14 protein-coding genes are annotated in these 14,059 nt (G+C 53.4%); 12 read left to right on the plus strand and 2 right to left on the minus strand.

Features of this window, described 5'->3' with window-relative positions:
* Positions 1-208 precede the first annotated feature (208 nt).
* Both xylA and xylB read left to right on the plus strand, forming a co-directional pair.
* The gene (gene xylA / locus ACFOLF_RS25775) at positions 209-1,522 is read left to right on the plus strand and encodes a xylose isomerase (RefSeq protein WP_210044109.1); all 1,314 of its coding nucleotides are present in this window, start codon (positions 209-211) and stop codon (positions 1,520-1,522) included.
* A 50-nt stretch (positions 1,523-1,572) separates the two neighbouring features.
* On the plus strand, positions 1,573-3,069 hold the full coding sequence (xylB, locus tag ACFOLF_RS25780) for a xylulokinase (protein WP_210044110.1): 1,497 nt from the start codon (positions 1,573-1,575) through the stop codon (positions 3,067-3,069).
* Positions 3,070-3,198: 129 nt separating this feature from the next.
* Here xylB and ACFOLF_RS25785 read toward each other — a convergent pair whose 3' ends face one another.
* On the minus strand, positions 3,199-3,504 hold the full coding sequence (locus tag ACFOLF_RS25785) for a hypothetical protein (protein ID WP_210044111.1): 306 nt from the start codon (positions 3,502-3,504) through the stop codon (positions 3,199-3,201).
* Between the two features lie 191 nt (positions 3,505-3,695).
* Here ACFOLF_RS25785 and ACFOLF_RS25790 point away from each other — a divergent pair, with 191 nt between their 5' ends.
* From ACFOLF_RS25790 to ACFOLF_RS25800, 3 genes are all read left to right on the plus strand, one after another.
* Entirely contained in the window at positions 3,696-4,397 is a 702-nt protein-coding gene (locus ACFOLF_RS25790; protein ID WP_210044112.1) for an ABC transporter ATP-binding protein, read from the plus strand.
* Between the two features lie 179 nt (positions 4,398-4,576).
* Positions 4,577-5,872: an ABC transporter permease gene (locus ACFOLF_RS25795; RefSeq protein WP_210044113.1), complete on the plus strand. Its 1,296-nt coding sequence runs from the start codon at positions 4,577-4,579 to the stop codon at positions 5,870-5,872.
* 114 nt (positions 5,873-5,986) lie between these two features.
* Positions 5,987-6,382 carry a hypothetical protein gene (locus tag ACFOLF_RS25800; RefSeq protein ID WP_210044114.1) on the plus strand — a complete coding sequence of 132 codons (396 nt, stop codon included), beginning with the start codon at positions 5,987-5,989 and terminating at the stop codon, positions 6,380-6,382.
* Between the two features lie 118 nt (positions 6,383-6,500).
* Here ACFOLF_RS25800 and ACFOLF_RS25805 read toward each other — a convergent pair whose 3' ends face one another.
* Positions 6,501-7,763, minus strand: coding sequence for a BaiN/RdsA family NAD(P)/FAD-dependent oxidoreductase (locus ACFOLF_RS25805; protein WP_210044115.1), 1,263 nt, complete (start codon positions 7,761-7,763; stop codon positions 6,501-6,503).
* Between the two features lie 265 nt (positions 7,764-8,028).
* On the opposite strand from ACFOLF_RS25805, the gene ACFOLF_RS25810 reads away from it, so the two are divergent.
* The 7 genes from ACFOLF_RS25810 (at position 8,029) to ACFOLF_RS25840 (ending at position 14,031) form a co-directional block, all read left to right on the plus strand.
* Positions 8,029-9,711: an ATP-binding protein gene (locus ACFOLF_RS25810; RefSeq protein WP_379113397.1), complete on the plus strand. Its 1,683-nt coding sequence runs from the start codon at positions 8,029-8,031 to the stop codon at positions 9,709-9,711.
* Between the two features lie 10 nt (positions 9,712-9,721).
* On the plus strand, positions 9,722-10,387 hold the full coding sequence (locus ACFOLF_RS25815) for a hypothetical protein (protein WP_210044117.1): 666 nt from the start codon (positions 9,722-9,724) through the stop codon (positions 10,385-10,387).
* Positions 10,388-10,433: 46 nt separating this feature from the next.
* A complete protein-coding gene (locus tag ACFOLF_RS25820) occupies positions 10,434-10,592 on the plus strand; it encodes a hypothetical protein (protein WP_210044118.1) in 159 nt (52 codons plus the stop codon).
* Between the two features lie 124 nt (positions 10,593-10,716).
* Positions 10,717-11,151, plus strand: coding sequence for a BrxA/BrxB family bacilliredoxin (locus ACFOLF_RS25825; protein ID WP_210044119.1), 435 nt, complete (start codon positions 10,717-10,719; stop codon positions 11,149-11,151).
* A gap of 11 nt (positions 11,152-11,162) precedes the next feature.
* Positions 11,163-11,972: an ammonia-dependent NAD(+) synthetase gene (gene nadE / locus ACFOLF_RS25830; RefSeq protein WP_210044120.1), complete on the plus strand. Its 810-nt coding sequence runs from the start codon at positions 11,163-11,165 to the stop codon at positions 11,970-11,972.
* A gap of 123 nt (positions 11,973-12,095) precedes the next feature.
* The gene (gene acpS / locus ACFOLF_RS25835; RefSeq protein WP_210044121.1) at positions 12,096-12,491 is read left to right on the plus strand and encodes a holo-ACP synthase; all 396 of its coding nucleotides are present in this window, start codon (positions 12,096-12,098) and stop codon (positions 12,489-12,491) included.
* A gap of 379 nt (positions 12,492-12,870) precedes the next feature.
* Entirely contained in the window at positions 12,871-14,031 is a 1,161-nt protein-coding gene (locus ACFOLF_RS25840; RefSeq protein ID WP_210044122.1) for an MFS transporter, read from the plus strand.
* Positions 14,032-14,059: the final 28 nt, after the last annotated feature.

A 14,059-nucleotide genomic window follows, 5' to 3' on the forward strand; every position in this document is an offset into this window, starting at 1 on the left:
ACGATCAGGACGAAGGTTGCATCTTTTGTTTGTTTGCTCAGGATAATAAGAGCGGGAGGAAGCAGCCAGAAGCAGAAGGGCAAATTTATTTTTTGAAAATTTGACTTAGTTTAATGGACAAACCAAGTTCGGGAATGCTAATATAACAATAAGAACGTTTTCAAGAATCAAACAGCTCGTCATAAACCATTTTAGGAGGCCCAAATTTATGAGTTATTTTAAATCAGTCGGCAAGATTGCGTTTGAAGGCAAAGGTTCGGACAATCCCCTTGCATTCAAGCATTACAACCCTCAGGAAATCGTACTTGGCAAACCGATGGAAGAGCATCTTCGTTTTGCTGTAGCGTACTGGCATACATTTACCGCATCCGGCGCAGATCCGTTTGGTGTAGGCACAGCGGTTCGCGGCTGGGATTCCGCCAACGCCATGGATCAGGCGAAAGCCCGCGTAGACGCCAATTTCGAATTCCTGGAGAAAATCGGCATTCCTTATTACTGCTTCCATGACCGCGATATCGCGCCTGAGGGCGAAACGCTGCAGGAAACCAACAAAAACCTCGATACCATTGTAGATCTGCTGGAGTCGAACATGAAGTCGACCGGAACAAAGCTGCTGTGGAATACAGCTAACATGTTCACGCATCCGCGTTTCGTTCATGGCGCAGGCACAACCTCCAATGCGGATGTTTATGCCTATGCCGGAGCGCAGCTGAAGAAAAGCCTTGAAGTGGGCAAGCGTCTGGGCGCTTCCAACTATGTATTCTGGGGCGGCCGCGAAGGCTACGACACGCTGCTTAACACGGATATGGCGCTGGAGCTCGACAACTTGGCGCGTCTGTTCCATATGGCAATCGCCTATGCGAATGAAATCGGTTTTGATGCCCAATTCCTGATCGAGCCGAAGCCGAAAGAGCCGACGAAGCATCAGTATGATTTTGACGCTGCGACGACGATTGCGTTCCTGCAAAAATATGATTTGAAAAATAAATTCAAGCTGAACCTTGAAGCGAATCACGCGACGCTTGCCGGCCATACGTTCGAGCACGAAATCCGCGTAGCCGCCATTAACGGCATGCTGGGATCGCTTGACGCCAACCAGGGCGATTTGCTGATTGGCTGGGATACCGACGAGTTCCCGACAGATCTGTATGCGACAACGCTGACTTTGTACGAAGTGCTCAAAGCCGGGGGACTTGGCGATGGCGGAATCAACTTCGACGCCAAAGTGCGCCGCGGATCGTTCGAGGACGAGGATCTGTTCCTGGCTCACATCGCCGGTATGGACAGCTATGCATGGGGACTGAAAGCGGCCGCCAAGCTGATTGAAAACAAAGTGCTCGACAATGTGCTCGACAACCGCTACAGCAGCTTCCGCGAAGGCATCGGCGCAGACATCGTTGCCGGCAAAGCCACGCTGCACACGCTGGAGCAGTATGCCCTGCAGAACAACCCGATCGTCAACATCTCGGGCCGCCAGGAACGGATTAAACTTCTGTTGAACGAAGCTATTTTCAACGTATAAGTTCGAGTATAAATTTTAACATCTATTTAATAGGGAGGCTCTGAGCTTATATGCCTTATGTTATCGGGATCGATCTTGGCACAAGCGCGGTGAAGGCGCTGCTGCTTGACAACAGCGGTGCGGTCGCCGGCGAAGCTACCCGGGAATATCCGCTGTTCCATGAGCATTCCGGCTGGAGCGAGCAGCGTCCGGATGATTGGGTGGAAGGAACGCTCGGCGCAATAGCCGAGCTGCTCCGCTCATCGGCAGTTGCGCCGGAAGCGGTAGAAGGCATCAGCTTCTCCGGTCAAATGCATGGACTTGTACTGCTGGATGGGGAAGGCAATCCTGTGCGCAACGCCATTCTCTGGAATGATACGCGCACAACGGCAGAGTGCCGCGAAATTGAACAGACGCTGGGAGCAGGTCTGCTCAACATTACGCGCAACCCTGCGCTGGAAGGCTTTACGCTGCCGAAGATTTTGTGGGTGCGCAAGCATGAGCCGGAGCTGTTCGCGCAGGCGGAGCTGTTCCTGCTGCCCAAGGATTACGTCCGTTACCGGCTGACAGGCACGCTGAATATGGATTATTCCGATGCGGCGGGAACGCTGCTGCTGGATGTTGCGGGCAAAAAATGGAGCCGCGATGTGCTGGCATCCTTCGGCCTTGGCGAATCCTTCTGCCCGCCGCTGGTTGAATCGCATGCACGGGTTGGAACGCTGCTGCCTGAGGCGGCTGAGCGCTCAGGTCTGCCCGCTGCGACTCAAGTATTCGCTGGCGGTGCGGACAATGCATGCGGCGCGATTGGAGCAGGCATCCTGCAGGAGGGACTTACGATGTGCAGCATCGGGACCTCAGGGGTTATTCTCTCCTACGAGGGCGGCAGCGGCAATGATTATGCCGGCAAGGTGCATTTCTTCAACCACGGCAAGGAGGATGCCTTCTATGCCATGGGCGTGACGCTTGCGGCCGGATACTCCTTGAGCTGGTTCAAGAATACGTTCGCCAAGGGCGAATCCTTCGATGAACTGCTCTTCGGCATTGACGGGATTGCTCCGGGTGCGAATGGCCTATTGTTTACACCTTATCTGGTGGGAGAACGTACGCCTCATGCTGATTCGGTCATCCGCGGAAGCTTCATCGGCATAGACGGCTCGCATGAACGGAAGCATTTTGCCAGGGCGGTTATGGAGGGCATTACCTTCTCGCTCAACGAGTCTGTCGACCTGTTCCGTCAGGCCGGCAAGACGGTCGATACCATCGTATCCATCGGCGGGGGCGCGCAGAATCCGGTCTGGCTGCAGATGCAGGCCGATATTTTCAATGCCGACGTCGTTGCGCTTGAGAATGAGCAGGGACCGGGCCTCGGAGCAGCTATGCTGGCCGCCTATGGCTGCGGCTGGTTCGAAAGTCTGGATGCATGCGCGGAACGTTTCGTGAAGCGGGCTTCTGTCTATAAGCCGCAGCAGGCGGCGGTAGACGCTTACGCAGGCCTGTTCCGTATTTATCAGGAGGTATATGGTCAGACACGGGGTTTGAACGAGGCGTTGAAGTCTTTCCGGAACTAGTTAACCGTATTACCGTTTAGCGCACTGGCTTATTGAGCCGCTTTCTTCGGGGTGCCCGAAGGGAGCGGCTATTTTTCGTGCCTTTATATTCGTGCCTTTATATTAGAAGACAGCGGATGAGATACGGAGCTATCCGCCCAGCTTGAACCGGGTCAAATGATCTTGAAGATTCTCTTTCATCAATATTTCCTGCTGCTTCTCCCCCATGAGATCGAAATGGGGAAAAGGGGGACGGTCATGAATATATTTGGGATTCAATCCATGCTTCACACACCATATCCTGAGCTGCTTCAGGTTGGCATTGCCGACTTTGGTGACGGAGGTGATATCGGGAAAACGCGGATCGTACCAGTAATGGGTCAAATAGGCGGTTTCTCCGCTTAAGACGGTTTTCTTCCAAAGGTTCAGTTCTGCTCTCGTTATGCCGAAGGCCAATGCTCCTCATCCTTTGCTTTGAGTGGTAGTAAAGAGTATATCACGGCCGGGACCGCTGTTGTATGCATGAATGCCTCCTCATCCTAAAGATGGTTATACGTGATTGACGGAGTACGATATACTATAATGAAGTGAAATAGGCTTGCCACGCGGTGAACGGTTTTGAAGATAAAGGAGTGAGCACGTAAACGATGAACGTATTAACGGTAGACATCCGAAATGCCGGCTATGAAGAGAGCAAGCCGATTATCCGCGACGTTTCCTTTTCCGTAGAGGCAGGCGAGCTGGTTGGATTGATTGGTCCCAACGGTGCGGGCAAAAGCACCACGATCAAGTCTCTGCTGGGACTTCTCCGCCATGTGGATGGGACGATCGTCTTCTCAGGCGAGAGCAAACGCTACGCCTATGTGCCGGAGCAGCCGGTGCTGTATGAATATATGACGCTCTGGGAGCATCTGCAGCTGGCGGCGGCAGCCTATGGACTGGATGAGACGACTTTTATGAAAAGAGCCGGATTGATGCTGGACAGGTTTCGCATGACCGATGATCGTCATCGTCTGCCTACTGGCTTCTCCAAAGGGATGCAGCAGAAGATGATGCTTATTATCGGCTTTATGCTGCAGCCTGATGTATATGTGGTGGATGAGCCCTTCGTAGGCCTGGACCCTCGCGCGACCCGTGATTTCCTGGAGCTGCTGGAGGCGGAACGACGCCGCGGGGCCGGAGTCCTGATGTGCACGCATGTGCTGGATACGGCCGAGAGAATCTGCAACCGGATCCTGCTTATTAATGGCGGCTCCGTTGTCGCCCAGGGGACGCTGGACGCCGTCAGGGAGCAGGCAGGCTGCGCTGCGGATGCGCCGCTTACGGATTGTTTCTATGCGCTTACTTGATCCGGGAAAACAGGCAGCACCTGCCGGAAGAGGCGCAGAACGCGGCCATCATGTTTTGTTTTTTAATTAGAAGTAAGTCTAATATCCGGTCTATATGGCAACATATATTTCTGAGATGAAGAAGCCTGCTGCGCCGTCAAAGAAAGACGGGCAGCCGGTTCTTCTTGGGAGGTTCTAAGGTGGAGTCAATACCAGCAGCACCGCTTGATGTGAAAGAGGACAAGCCCGGGAGCTGGACGGCAAGAAAGCTGTTCCGCCGCAGGGCGGTCCGTTATATCCGGGAGCAGTGGGGCGTCTGGCGTACGGCTCTGGATTGGTCGGTGTGGCTTTATATCGTGATCCCGGGACTCTGGATCGGGGGCGGGCTTTATGTGGAGCTGTGGCGCGACCCTCCGGTCTGGCTTGCCGACATGCCCTTGTGGGTTGGTGAGCGGGTTGCTTTGATTGCCGTATTGGTTGGACGTTTGCGGACGTTCGCGGAAGACGCCGATGTGCTCTTTCTCCTGCAGAGAAAAGAATGGGGCCGCAGCCTGACGCTGCGCGGCATGGGTTACACGGCTGTCATACTGTCTATTCTGACTGTTCTGATCTATGCGTTCCTGCTTCCTTTTCTCATTACCCTGCATGGCCTCACGATGAGCTCGGTCGTGTCATTGGCTGTATTTACCCTTATATGGTCAATGATCGGAGCAATTTGGCGCAACCTGATCGAAGGGCGCTACCGCGGCTGGCGCAAATGGCTGTGGAAGCTATTGTCCACCATTATATTGGGCGCCACCTATGTTATACCGGTTATCATATTCGGAGCGGATTGGCTTCAGCTGCTGCTGCCGATTGCGCTTGGAGCCGTCTTTCTCCTGGCTCTGATGCGCCTGAAGCTGCGGGCGCGCGATACATTCGACTCGGACGTCCAGCAGGAGCATAAGGCCCGTCTGGCCGTCACAGGGCTGCTTCTGCGGGGCGTCATCACCCGCAAGCCGCGTATCCAGTTGAACAGACCGTTGATTTTCCGCCAGTCGAACCGGATTTTCAAGTCATTTGATGCGGAGGCCATCTTGGCGGAGGCCGTTCTGAAATCTTTCCTGAGGCGCTTCTCCCTGCTTCGGATCTGGCTGAGCTTTGCCGCGCTTTCGGTGCTTGCCGTCAGCTTGTCGTCAGGGGGATTGAAGCTGCTCATAATCGCCGTTTTCCCTATTCTGTTGTCGCTTTGGGTTCAGTCTCATTGGCGGAATGTGATTGCTGAGGCTTTTATAGCTCAATTCCAGTGGCCGGACGACGTTCTCATGCAGTCCGGGGAACGTATCCGCTTCTGGATCGTGGTGCCTGCCGTTGGGTTTATGGGCCTGGTGGGAGGATTGCAAATGTACGGGCTTGGGGGGCTCCTGCTTATCGTACCGGCTGTATTCGTATGGATGGTCATCAATAAATTCCTGTCCACCTTCATGATGCTCAGATTCAAGCAGGAGAAGGGCTGAATCTCTGATGGATTCAGGCGGCGGTGAACGGCAGGTCTGCATGGCGCAGCATTAAAAAGGGCACACTGTTGACAATAGGGTCGACATTCCAAGTAGGAAGGGAAAGTGTGCGCGATGCGAAATTATATGGACCTGCTGTTTGAATTTGCTGATGAGAACGACGCGGCGCTGGCATCCAATACGCTGGATGAGCTTGGTTATGCTCCAGTGCTTTTGGAAGGAAAACCTAATGTTCATATTCAGCTGGACGGGGGAGATCTGACCTCTGCAATCGAGATCGCGCAAGCGCATGGCGGCAAGCTGGCTGTGCAGGAAATTCCCATTCCGGCGCATATGGTCAATGAGGACTGGATCGCCAAAGAGGAGCAAAGCGAGCCTGGGCAAACGGGATTAAATGTGCCCGATGACGAGGATTCCCTGCATAACCGCGACGAGGATACCCGGCAGGAAGATCTCACTGGCTGCGACAGCGGCACTTACGATCATTTTTCCGGCGATGTGCATAATTGAATAACGCGACAACCCAAACCTGGAATAGACGGCTTTGCAGGCATGCAGCGTCCGTCGTTCCTTCCTGCAAAGCTGACAGCGCCACAATGGCTGTCAGCTTTGTTCATGCCGAAGGGACTTATTGCCGCAGCGCAGCTGCGCTCATTCCTGCCGTATAGCCGGTTGTGAAGGCGGCCGTGATGTTATAACCTCCGGTGTACCCATGGATATCCAAAATTTCGCCGCAGAAGAACAGTCCCGGCGTCAGCCTGGATTGCATCGTGCCGGGATCGACTTCCTTCAGGTTTACACCGCCCCCGGTAACGAAAGCCTCTTCGATTGACAAGGTGCCGTTTACGTTGACCGGAATCCGCTTCATCAGCCGCATAAGCTCCATCCAGGGTCCTTTCGCCACATTGTCAAAGGTCAAATCCCCCGAAATTCCGCTGCGGCGCAGCAGCCATTCCAGCAGTCGCTCCTGCACGATCGAGCGAAGAACGTTTTTGATTGCCTTCTTGGGCTCCGCCTTGATGAGCGACATCGTACCCGTGTATAATTCGTCGGCCGATTGCTCCGGGAACAAATCAATACTGACCACTACATCACCCTTGGGATCCTTCCTGAGCGCCTTTACGACAAACTGGCTGCAGCGGAGTGCGGCAGGACCCGACAGGCCGAAATGGGTGAAAATCATATCCCCTTCATGCTCAACAAGCTTCTTTCCCTTCGCATTCCATACCGTGAGCGTGATGCTCTGCAGGGATATGCCCTGAAGCTCGCGGTTCTGGATCCAGGGCTCGGCAGAGGTAAGCGGCACCTCCGTGGGGTACAGCTCCGTAATCGTATGACCGGCCTGCTCCGCCCAGGGATAGCCATCACCGGTCGATCCGGTATGCGGCACGGATTTCCCTCCGGTCGCAATGATAACGGCTGCGCTTCTGATCTCTTCTCCTGAGCGCAGTTTCACGCCAAGCAGCCCTCCGTCCTTAATCAGTAGACCGGCCACCGGCTCGTTGACCCGCATCTCGACACCTTCCGAGCTTGCTTTGCGGATAAGAGTTTCCACGACCGATTTGGCTTTATCCGATACAGGAAACATTCGCCCGCGATCCTCTTCCTTCAAAGGAATGCCAAGCTGCTCGAAGAAAACCATAATGTCGCGGTTGCTGAACTGGGCAAGAGCGCTGTAGAGAAACCGCCCATTGCCGGGGATATGACGGATCAGCTCCTCGAGCTCCTTGGCATTGGTCACGTTGCATCGGCCGCCTCCGGAAATGCCAAGCTTTCTTCCCAGTTTATTGCCTTTATCAATAAGCAGGGTCCGGGCTCCTCTTTCTGCTGCAGCAATGGAAGCCATTAGTCCGGAAGGCCCTCCTCCCACAATGACGACATCGTAATTCATATATGCTCCTCGCTCATAAACAGTTATTTGGACAATGCTGCTGTGCTGCCAGATTCGTCTCCACTATCATACTACCTTTGTTCTTTTTGCGTCCATATTTGCTCCACTGCGTAGCGTCTATTCGACAACATCAGATTTTATGGCATTTTTCCTGAGTGAGTCAATGGATCGATGATTGTAAATTTGATAGACCTATGTTTTAATCGGAGTGAATGGGAATAAACAGCTGGTAAAATAAGGGATGGATTGGGGGGAGATCGGATATTTGTGGAAGCAAACGCTATTGCAACTCATTGTCGCTTTGATACCCGTGTTTGTCTTTCAGACGTGGACTGAGCATCTCAAACAAAACAAGGGATTTTCCATTTGTATTGCCTTGACCTGCAGCGTATCCATCTTGTTTGGATCCGTCACCACGATAAGCTTCCATGGGTTCGATCTTGATTTTCGGGCCATTCCATTACTGATCGGTTCTCTATATGGGGGAAGCTTTACAGCAGTCGCATTGGCATTCATGTTTGCGCTCTCACAGTTTCTGAGGAACGGATGGGGGATCGGAATCGATCTGGTCGGGCTTGTTATTGTTCTTATCCCAATGCTGTTTGTATCCATAAAACGATTTCAACAATCTTCGCTCAAAGAAAAACAGTTTATCGCCTTTTTTATGATCACCATTATGGCTTTGGTTATGGGAGATTCCTTATTCAGCCATCTTGTATCTTCCAGGCATTTCTATGATCCAGCCGCTGTCCGGTATTATTTATTGTATGGACTGATCAGCATGATTGCAGTGGTTTTTTGCATCAGCCTGATGGAAAAAATATTAAAAAGCCAAAAAAATATCGATGAGTTTCAAAATGTATCAAACGAGCTGCGAAGTGAGGCTCACACGCTCCACCAAATGCTTGAGGAAAGCCAAGTTGGCGTCATATTCGTGGACAGGAGCGGTATTGTTTCCCACATTAACAAGCGGGCCATGTGTATTCTGAACCATAAACTCTCATCGGGGGACCCGGAGGATTTGCTCGGCAAGTCCTATACCAGCCTTTACGAGAATGTGGAGCAGGACGAATTGGGACAGTTGATTGCTGAGGCGTTAAGCGGCAATAATATGTCCAGCGACAGCGTGCAGGAGCAGAGCAAGATTTATTTGAAGCAGGGATTCAGCGTCCGTGACCAGCAAAACAACACCGTTATCGGTGCGGCTCTTATGCTTTACGACAAGACGGAGGTAAGCCGTCTGCGCGATGAAGTCGGGCGGATGGAACGGCTTAGCCTCGTCGGGCAGATGGCTGCCAGCATCACGCATGAAATCCGCAATCCAATGGCCGTAATTCGCGGCTTCGTACAACTGATGCGGGAGCGCAGTCCCGATCATCAACAGGAATATTTTCGTATCGTCATGGACGAGCTTGATCGGGCCAACAGCATTATCAACGACTTTCTTTCTCTTGCCCAGAACCAGATGATTGAGAAGGAAAGCTGTTCGCTGCATGATCTGATCAATGAAATGCTGCCGCTGCTCTGGGCTGACGCCAATATGCGGGGGCAATCCATTGAACTGGAGCTGGCTGATCAAATGCCGCGCCTTCTGCTCAATGTAAAAGAGATGAAACAGCTTATATTGAATCTGGCCCGCAACGGGATGGAGGCCATGGATCAGAAGGGTGTGCTTACTCTTGGGACGGTCGTTCATGCCCAGCAGGTGGAGCTTCGGGTTGGCGACAACGGCTGCGGGATTTCCGCGGAGCAGCAGGAGAGGCTGTTCGAACCCTTTTATACAACAAAATTACGCGGTACAGGCCTTGGCCTTCCGCTTTGCCTTAGTATCGTAGAACGTCACGGGGGTCAAATCAAGGTTGAATCGACAGAAGGTGAAGGTACGCTGTTTATTGTAGCCTTCAGCATGCAGCAGCGAATACATGAGGCCGCAGCAGCGGTGGAATAAGGAGAATAGGATGCCGGAACTGGTTTCAATTGGATCAGCCCGCCTGGATGGCTTGCTGCTGACTTTTATTTTATCGGCCGCAGCCGGGCTTGGCGCATTGTGGCTGTGGCAGAGGAGAAGTCCGGATAGCCCGGACAGGGTCCTGCAGGATCTGTTGTTCAACGCAGTTGTAATTGCTTTGCTGGGATGGAAGCTGGCTTTTATAATAAGAGACCCCGAGTCAGTCTGGAATTCGCCGCAATCGCTGCTGCTTGTACGAGGAAGCGATACAGATGCCTTGATCGGCCTGTTCTTGGCCCTGTTGTATCTGCTGCTTGCGGTCAGAGTCCGCAAGCTTTCCTGGCTGCGTCTGTTGGATACCGCGGCTATGGCTGTCCTTCCGGGCAGTGCGGTTTGGAACGGGCTGACGGATTTTCCCTATCGGATTATCTATGCGCTGTTATTTCTTATTGTATACATATATCTTCTGCGGTCGGTCCAGGCAAGTGAGCCTGTAAGCGGAGAATACGGGAGAGCAGGGCTGCTGGGCGCGGGGATAGGAGGGCTGGTGGTCAGCCTGTTCGCTCCGTACCCGCCAGGCGATTTTCCGGATTTGACAGCGGGCCTGAGCGCTCTGCAGTGGTGCTTCATCCTGCTTGCGGCTGGAGGAGCGCTGCTGCAGGTAAAAAGGGGATAACCCGGCAGAATTGCGCACATACTAGCACCGGAAGGAGGTGCTGGCAGTGAACAACAGTCAAGACGGACAAACGAAGCAGGTTCCTGCGGAGGCGCAGGATAGCGCTGAGCAGAAGCAGCAGCGCAGACAGCAATCGGGCGGCAAGGCACCGGAATCGGCAGGTTTTGATAAGAAATTGGACGGCCCGAACCGGCCTTCGATATAGCGTCTGCGGCGGAAGCCGGCAATAGGGTCAGCAATCGGTCAGTGCCGGTTGCTTTTTCTTTTGCTTTCAAATTCCGTCGGCGTTATAATAGTAGAAAATGATCTCATATTAGGAGTGATTACACATGTCAATGTCTTTTGAACGATATATGCTCGATATGGTGCAGCCGATGCGCGATGATCTTACACGCCTTGGAATCGAGGAGCTTCGCACGCCTGAAGAAGTGGAAGCCAAGCTTCCGGATGCCAAAGGAACCGCGCTTGTTGTTGTCAACTCCGTTTGCGGCTGCGCAGCGGGTCAATGCCGTCCAGGGGTAGCCGAGGCGCTCCAGAACGAATTGAAGCCCGACCACCTGTACACCGTGTTTGCCGGACAGGATAAGGAAGCGACAGCCAAAGCTCGTGAATATTTTGCTCCATACCCTCCTTCATCTCCGTCGATTGCCATAATGAAAGACGGCGAACTGGTTTACTTTATCGAACGTCATCAAATCGAGAACCGTTCGGCAGCCGACATCGCGGCAGATCTGACTTCCGCTTTCGAACGTTTTTGCAGCTAAGAGGTGATGGGATGAGCTTACAGCAGGAAATTATTGCGAAGCTTGGCGTAAAACCGGAAATCGATCCGAAGGATGAAATACGCAAGCGGGTTGACTTTCTGAAGGAATACGTTGTGAAATCAGGGACGACCGGGCTGCTCATCGCAATAAGCGGCGGGATCGACAGCGCCGTTGCCACCGGCCTGTGCAAGCAAGCGACTGATGAGCTGTCTGCGGAGACAGGCAAGGATTATATGACGCTTGGCGTCTTCCAGCCCTACGGGGAGCAAAGCGATATTGCCCATAGCTACGAGGTGGCGGAGGCTTTTAACCTGAAGCACCGCATTGAAACCAACATTGAGGAAGCGGTTGATGAGGTCGCCCTTGAGGTGGAGCATGGCTTGAAGTCGATCGGCATGTCCCGGCATATCAGCCGCGGCGGCAAAGGCAATGTGAAGGCGCGTACCCGGATGGTTACGCAGTACGCATTGGCCTTTGAGCTTAATCTGCTGGTCGTTGGCACGGATCATGCCTCGGAAGCCATTACCGGCTTCTACACCAAATGGGGAGACGGGGCAGTTGATATTACCCCCCTCTCCACGCTGAACAAACGCCAGGTCCGCCAGCTGGCAGCCGTTCTCGGCGTTCCCGCAAGCGTACAGGGCAAAGCTCCTACCGCGGGACTTTGGGAAGGTCAGACGGACGAGGAAGAGCTGGGTATCACCTATGATGAGAACAGCGCTTATCTCGAAGGCAAAACGGTAAGCGATGCAGCACGCGAGAAGCTGGAACGCCAGTACATCAAGACTGCACATAAACGCGAGCCGATTCCCGGCATATAAGCAGTATGTCCAATAAGCTCTTCACCCTATCAGGTGGGGAGCTTATTGCCGTTTGCAGTCATTACGCTTCGGTGGACAATCCGGCATTCCGAATTACACAGCAAGCAAGGGAGAGAAATCTGAATGATTGTCGGGATCGGGCATGATTTGACATCGCTGGAACGAATGAAGAGGCTGCTGGAAGGAACTGCAGGAGCCCGTTTCCAGGAAAGGATATTAACGCCTCTTGAGCTGAAGAGGGCGGCTGAGATGAGCGGCCTGCGGCTTATTGAGTTCACAGCAGGTCGCTTCGCCGCCAAGGAAGCGGTATCCAAAGCCTTCGGCTGCGGAATCGGCCGTACGCTGTCCTTTCACGATATCGAGATTGGCCGCGATGATTGCGGCAAGCCGCTCTGCAGACTGGCTGACAAGGCTTGGGAGAGGCTCAGGATGTCTCCGACATCAACGGTCATCCATGTCACGATAACACATGATCACTCGCTGGCTTCGGCTTTTGTGATCGTTGAGCGAATGGCATAAGAGAAGCAGTCGGATTTCTGGTTAAAGGGAGCCCGGATTCACAGTCCGCGGGTCAGCATAATTTTGCAATAATAGGAAGGCAGTCCTGGTCTGAAACGGTCCGGGACTGCCTTTTTGCCGTTCTAATTTTTGATTTTACCTTCCAATTATTTGTACTGTTAGGTAAGATATAATGCTCTATAGACAGTCTTGAATTGTTTTTCCTTGAATTTTCTTATTGACAATAAAGGTTGGCTGCCTTATATTTACCTAACAGTACATATATATTGTGCCATAAAAAATGAGTTCGGAATAACTGCTATTACAGCTTAAAGAGACAAAGAATATAAACTGTAAAAGCTTAGATATCTCCATCTCAGAATTTCAGGAGGAGTACAAAATGAGCATGTCTTTGCCGTCAATTCGAACTTGGCTGGGAGTGATTTCTCTTGCGCTGGGGGCAGCCGTTATCGTGACGACCGAATTCATCCCTGTCGGCTTCCTGCCGAACGTTGCCGACGATTTGAATGTGACGCTTGGAGCTGCGGGATTGATGGTGCTCGTCCCTGGACTGAGCGCGGCTGTCGCGGCGCCTTTGGTTATCGTCGGAGCCGGCCGGCTCGACCGCCGCCTTCTGATTGTTATACTGGGCATTCTCGTCGTGCTGTCGAATGCGATTGCGTTCGTGGCGCCTAACTTCGGCATCCTGCTTCTGGCGAGAGTGTTCCTCGGGGTCGCGATTGGCGGTTTTTGGGCCGTGGTCCCTTCGTTGGGCTTTCGCCTGGCAGGCCCGGAGGCGGGCACGCGTGCAACGTCGGTTATTTTGGCAGGCTTATCGGCGGGTACCGTAATCGGACTCCCCGCAGGACAGTTCTTCGGGAACCTCATTGGATGGCGGTTGACTTTTGCCGGAGCGGCGGCTCTGGCGGTCCTGATCGTCGTCATTCAGCTTGCGGTTCTGCCGAAGATTCCGGCGATAGGCAGGATGCGGTTCTCTCACCTCATAAAGGTGTTCCGCGTTCCGATCGGCCGGACCGTGCTTATCGCTGGAGGAATGGTCACTGTGGGGCAGTTCGCCGCATCCACCTTTGTGACGCCGTTTCTCCTGCAGAATGCTCATATGGAGTCTGGGCTGGCTACTGTTCAGTTCCTTGGTTACGGGCTCGCCGGCATCGTCGGCACACTGCTCGGCAGTGCACTTGTGGCACGCAGCCGCATTTGGACCTTCGTGGGCGCCGCCGCCGCGTTCGGGGTCATCCTGGCCGTCCTGCCCGCACTGAGCGATGCTCCGATTATCGTCAGCATTCTTTTTGTGGCATGGGGCATCATATGGGGACTTGTGCCTCTGGCGCTTCAGACCCTGATGCTGACAGCAACTCCGGATGCCCCGGAAGCATCGTCCGCCATGCTGATCACCGTGATGCAGCTGGCCATTGCGGTCGGCTCCGCACTGGGGGGCCTGCTTGTTGACTCGGCCGGGCTGGCTGCCGTATTCATCGTCAGCGGAATCATTGCCATCGCTTCGTCGCTCTTTGGCCTTATCGCACGCCGCGGCGTGTGACTGATATCCAGTCGTTAAGAAACGGCGA

This window comes from Paenibacillus sepulcri (genome assembly GCF_042647105.1).
Taxonomy (GTDB): Bacteria; Bacillota; Bacilli; order Paenibacillales; family Paenibacillaceae; genus Paenibacillus_Z; species Paenibacillus_Z sepulcri.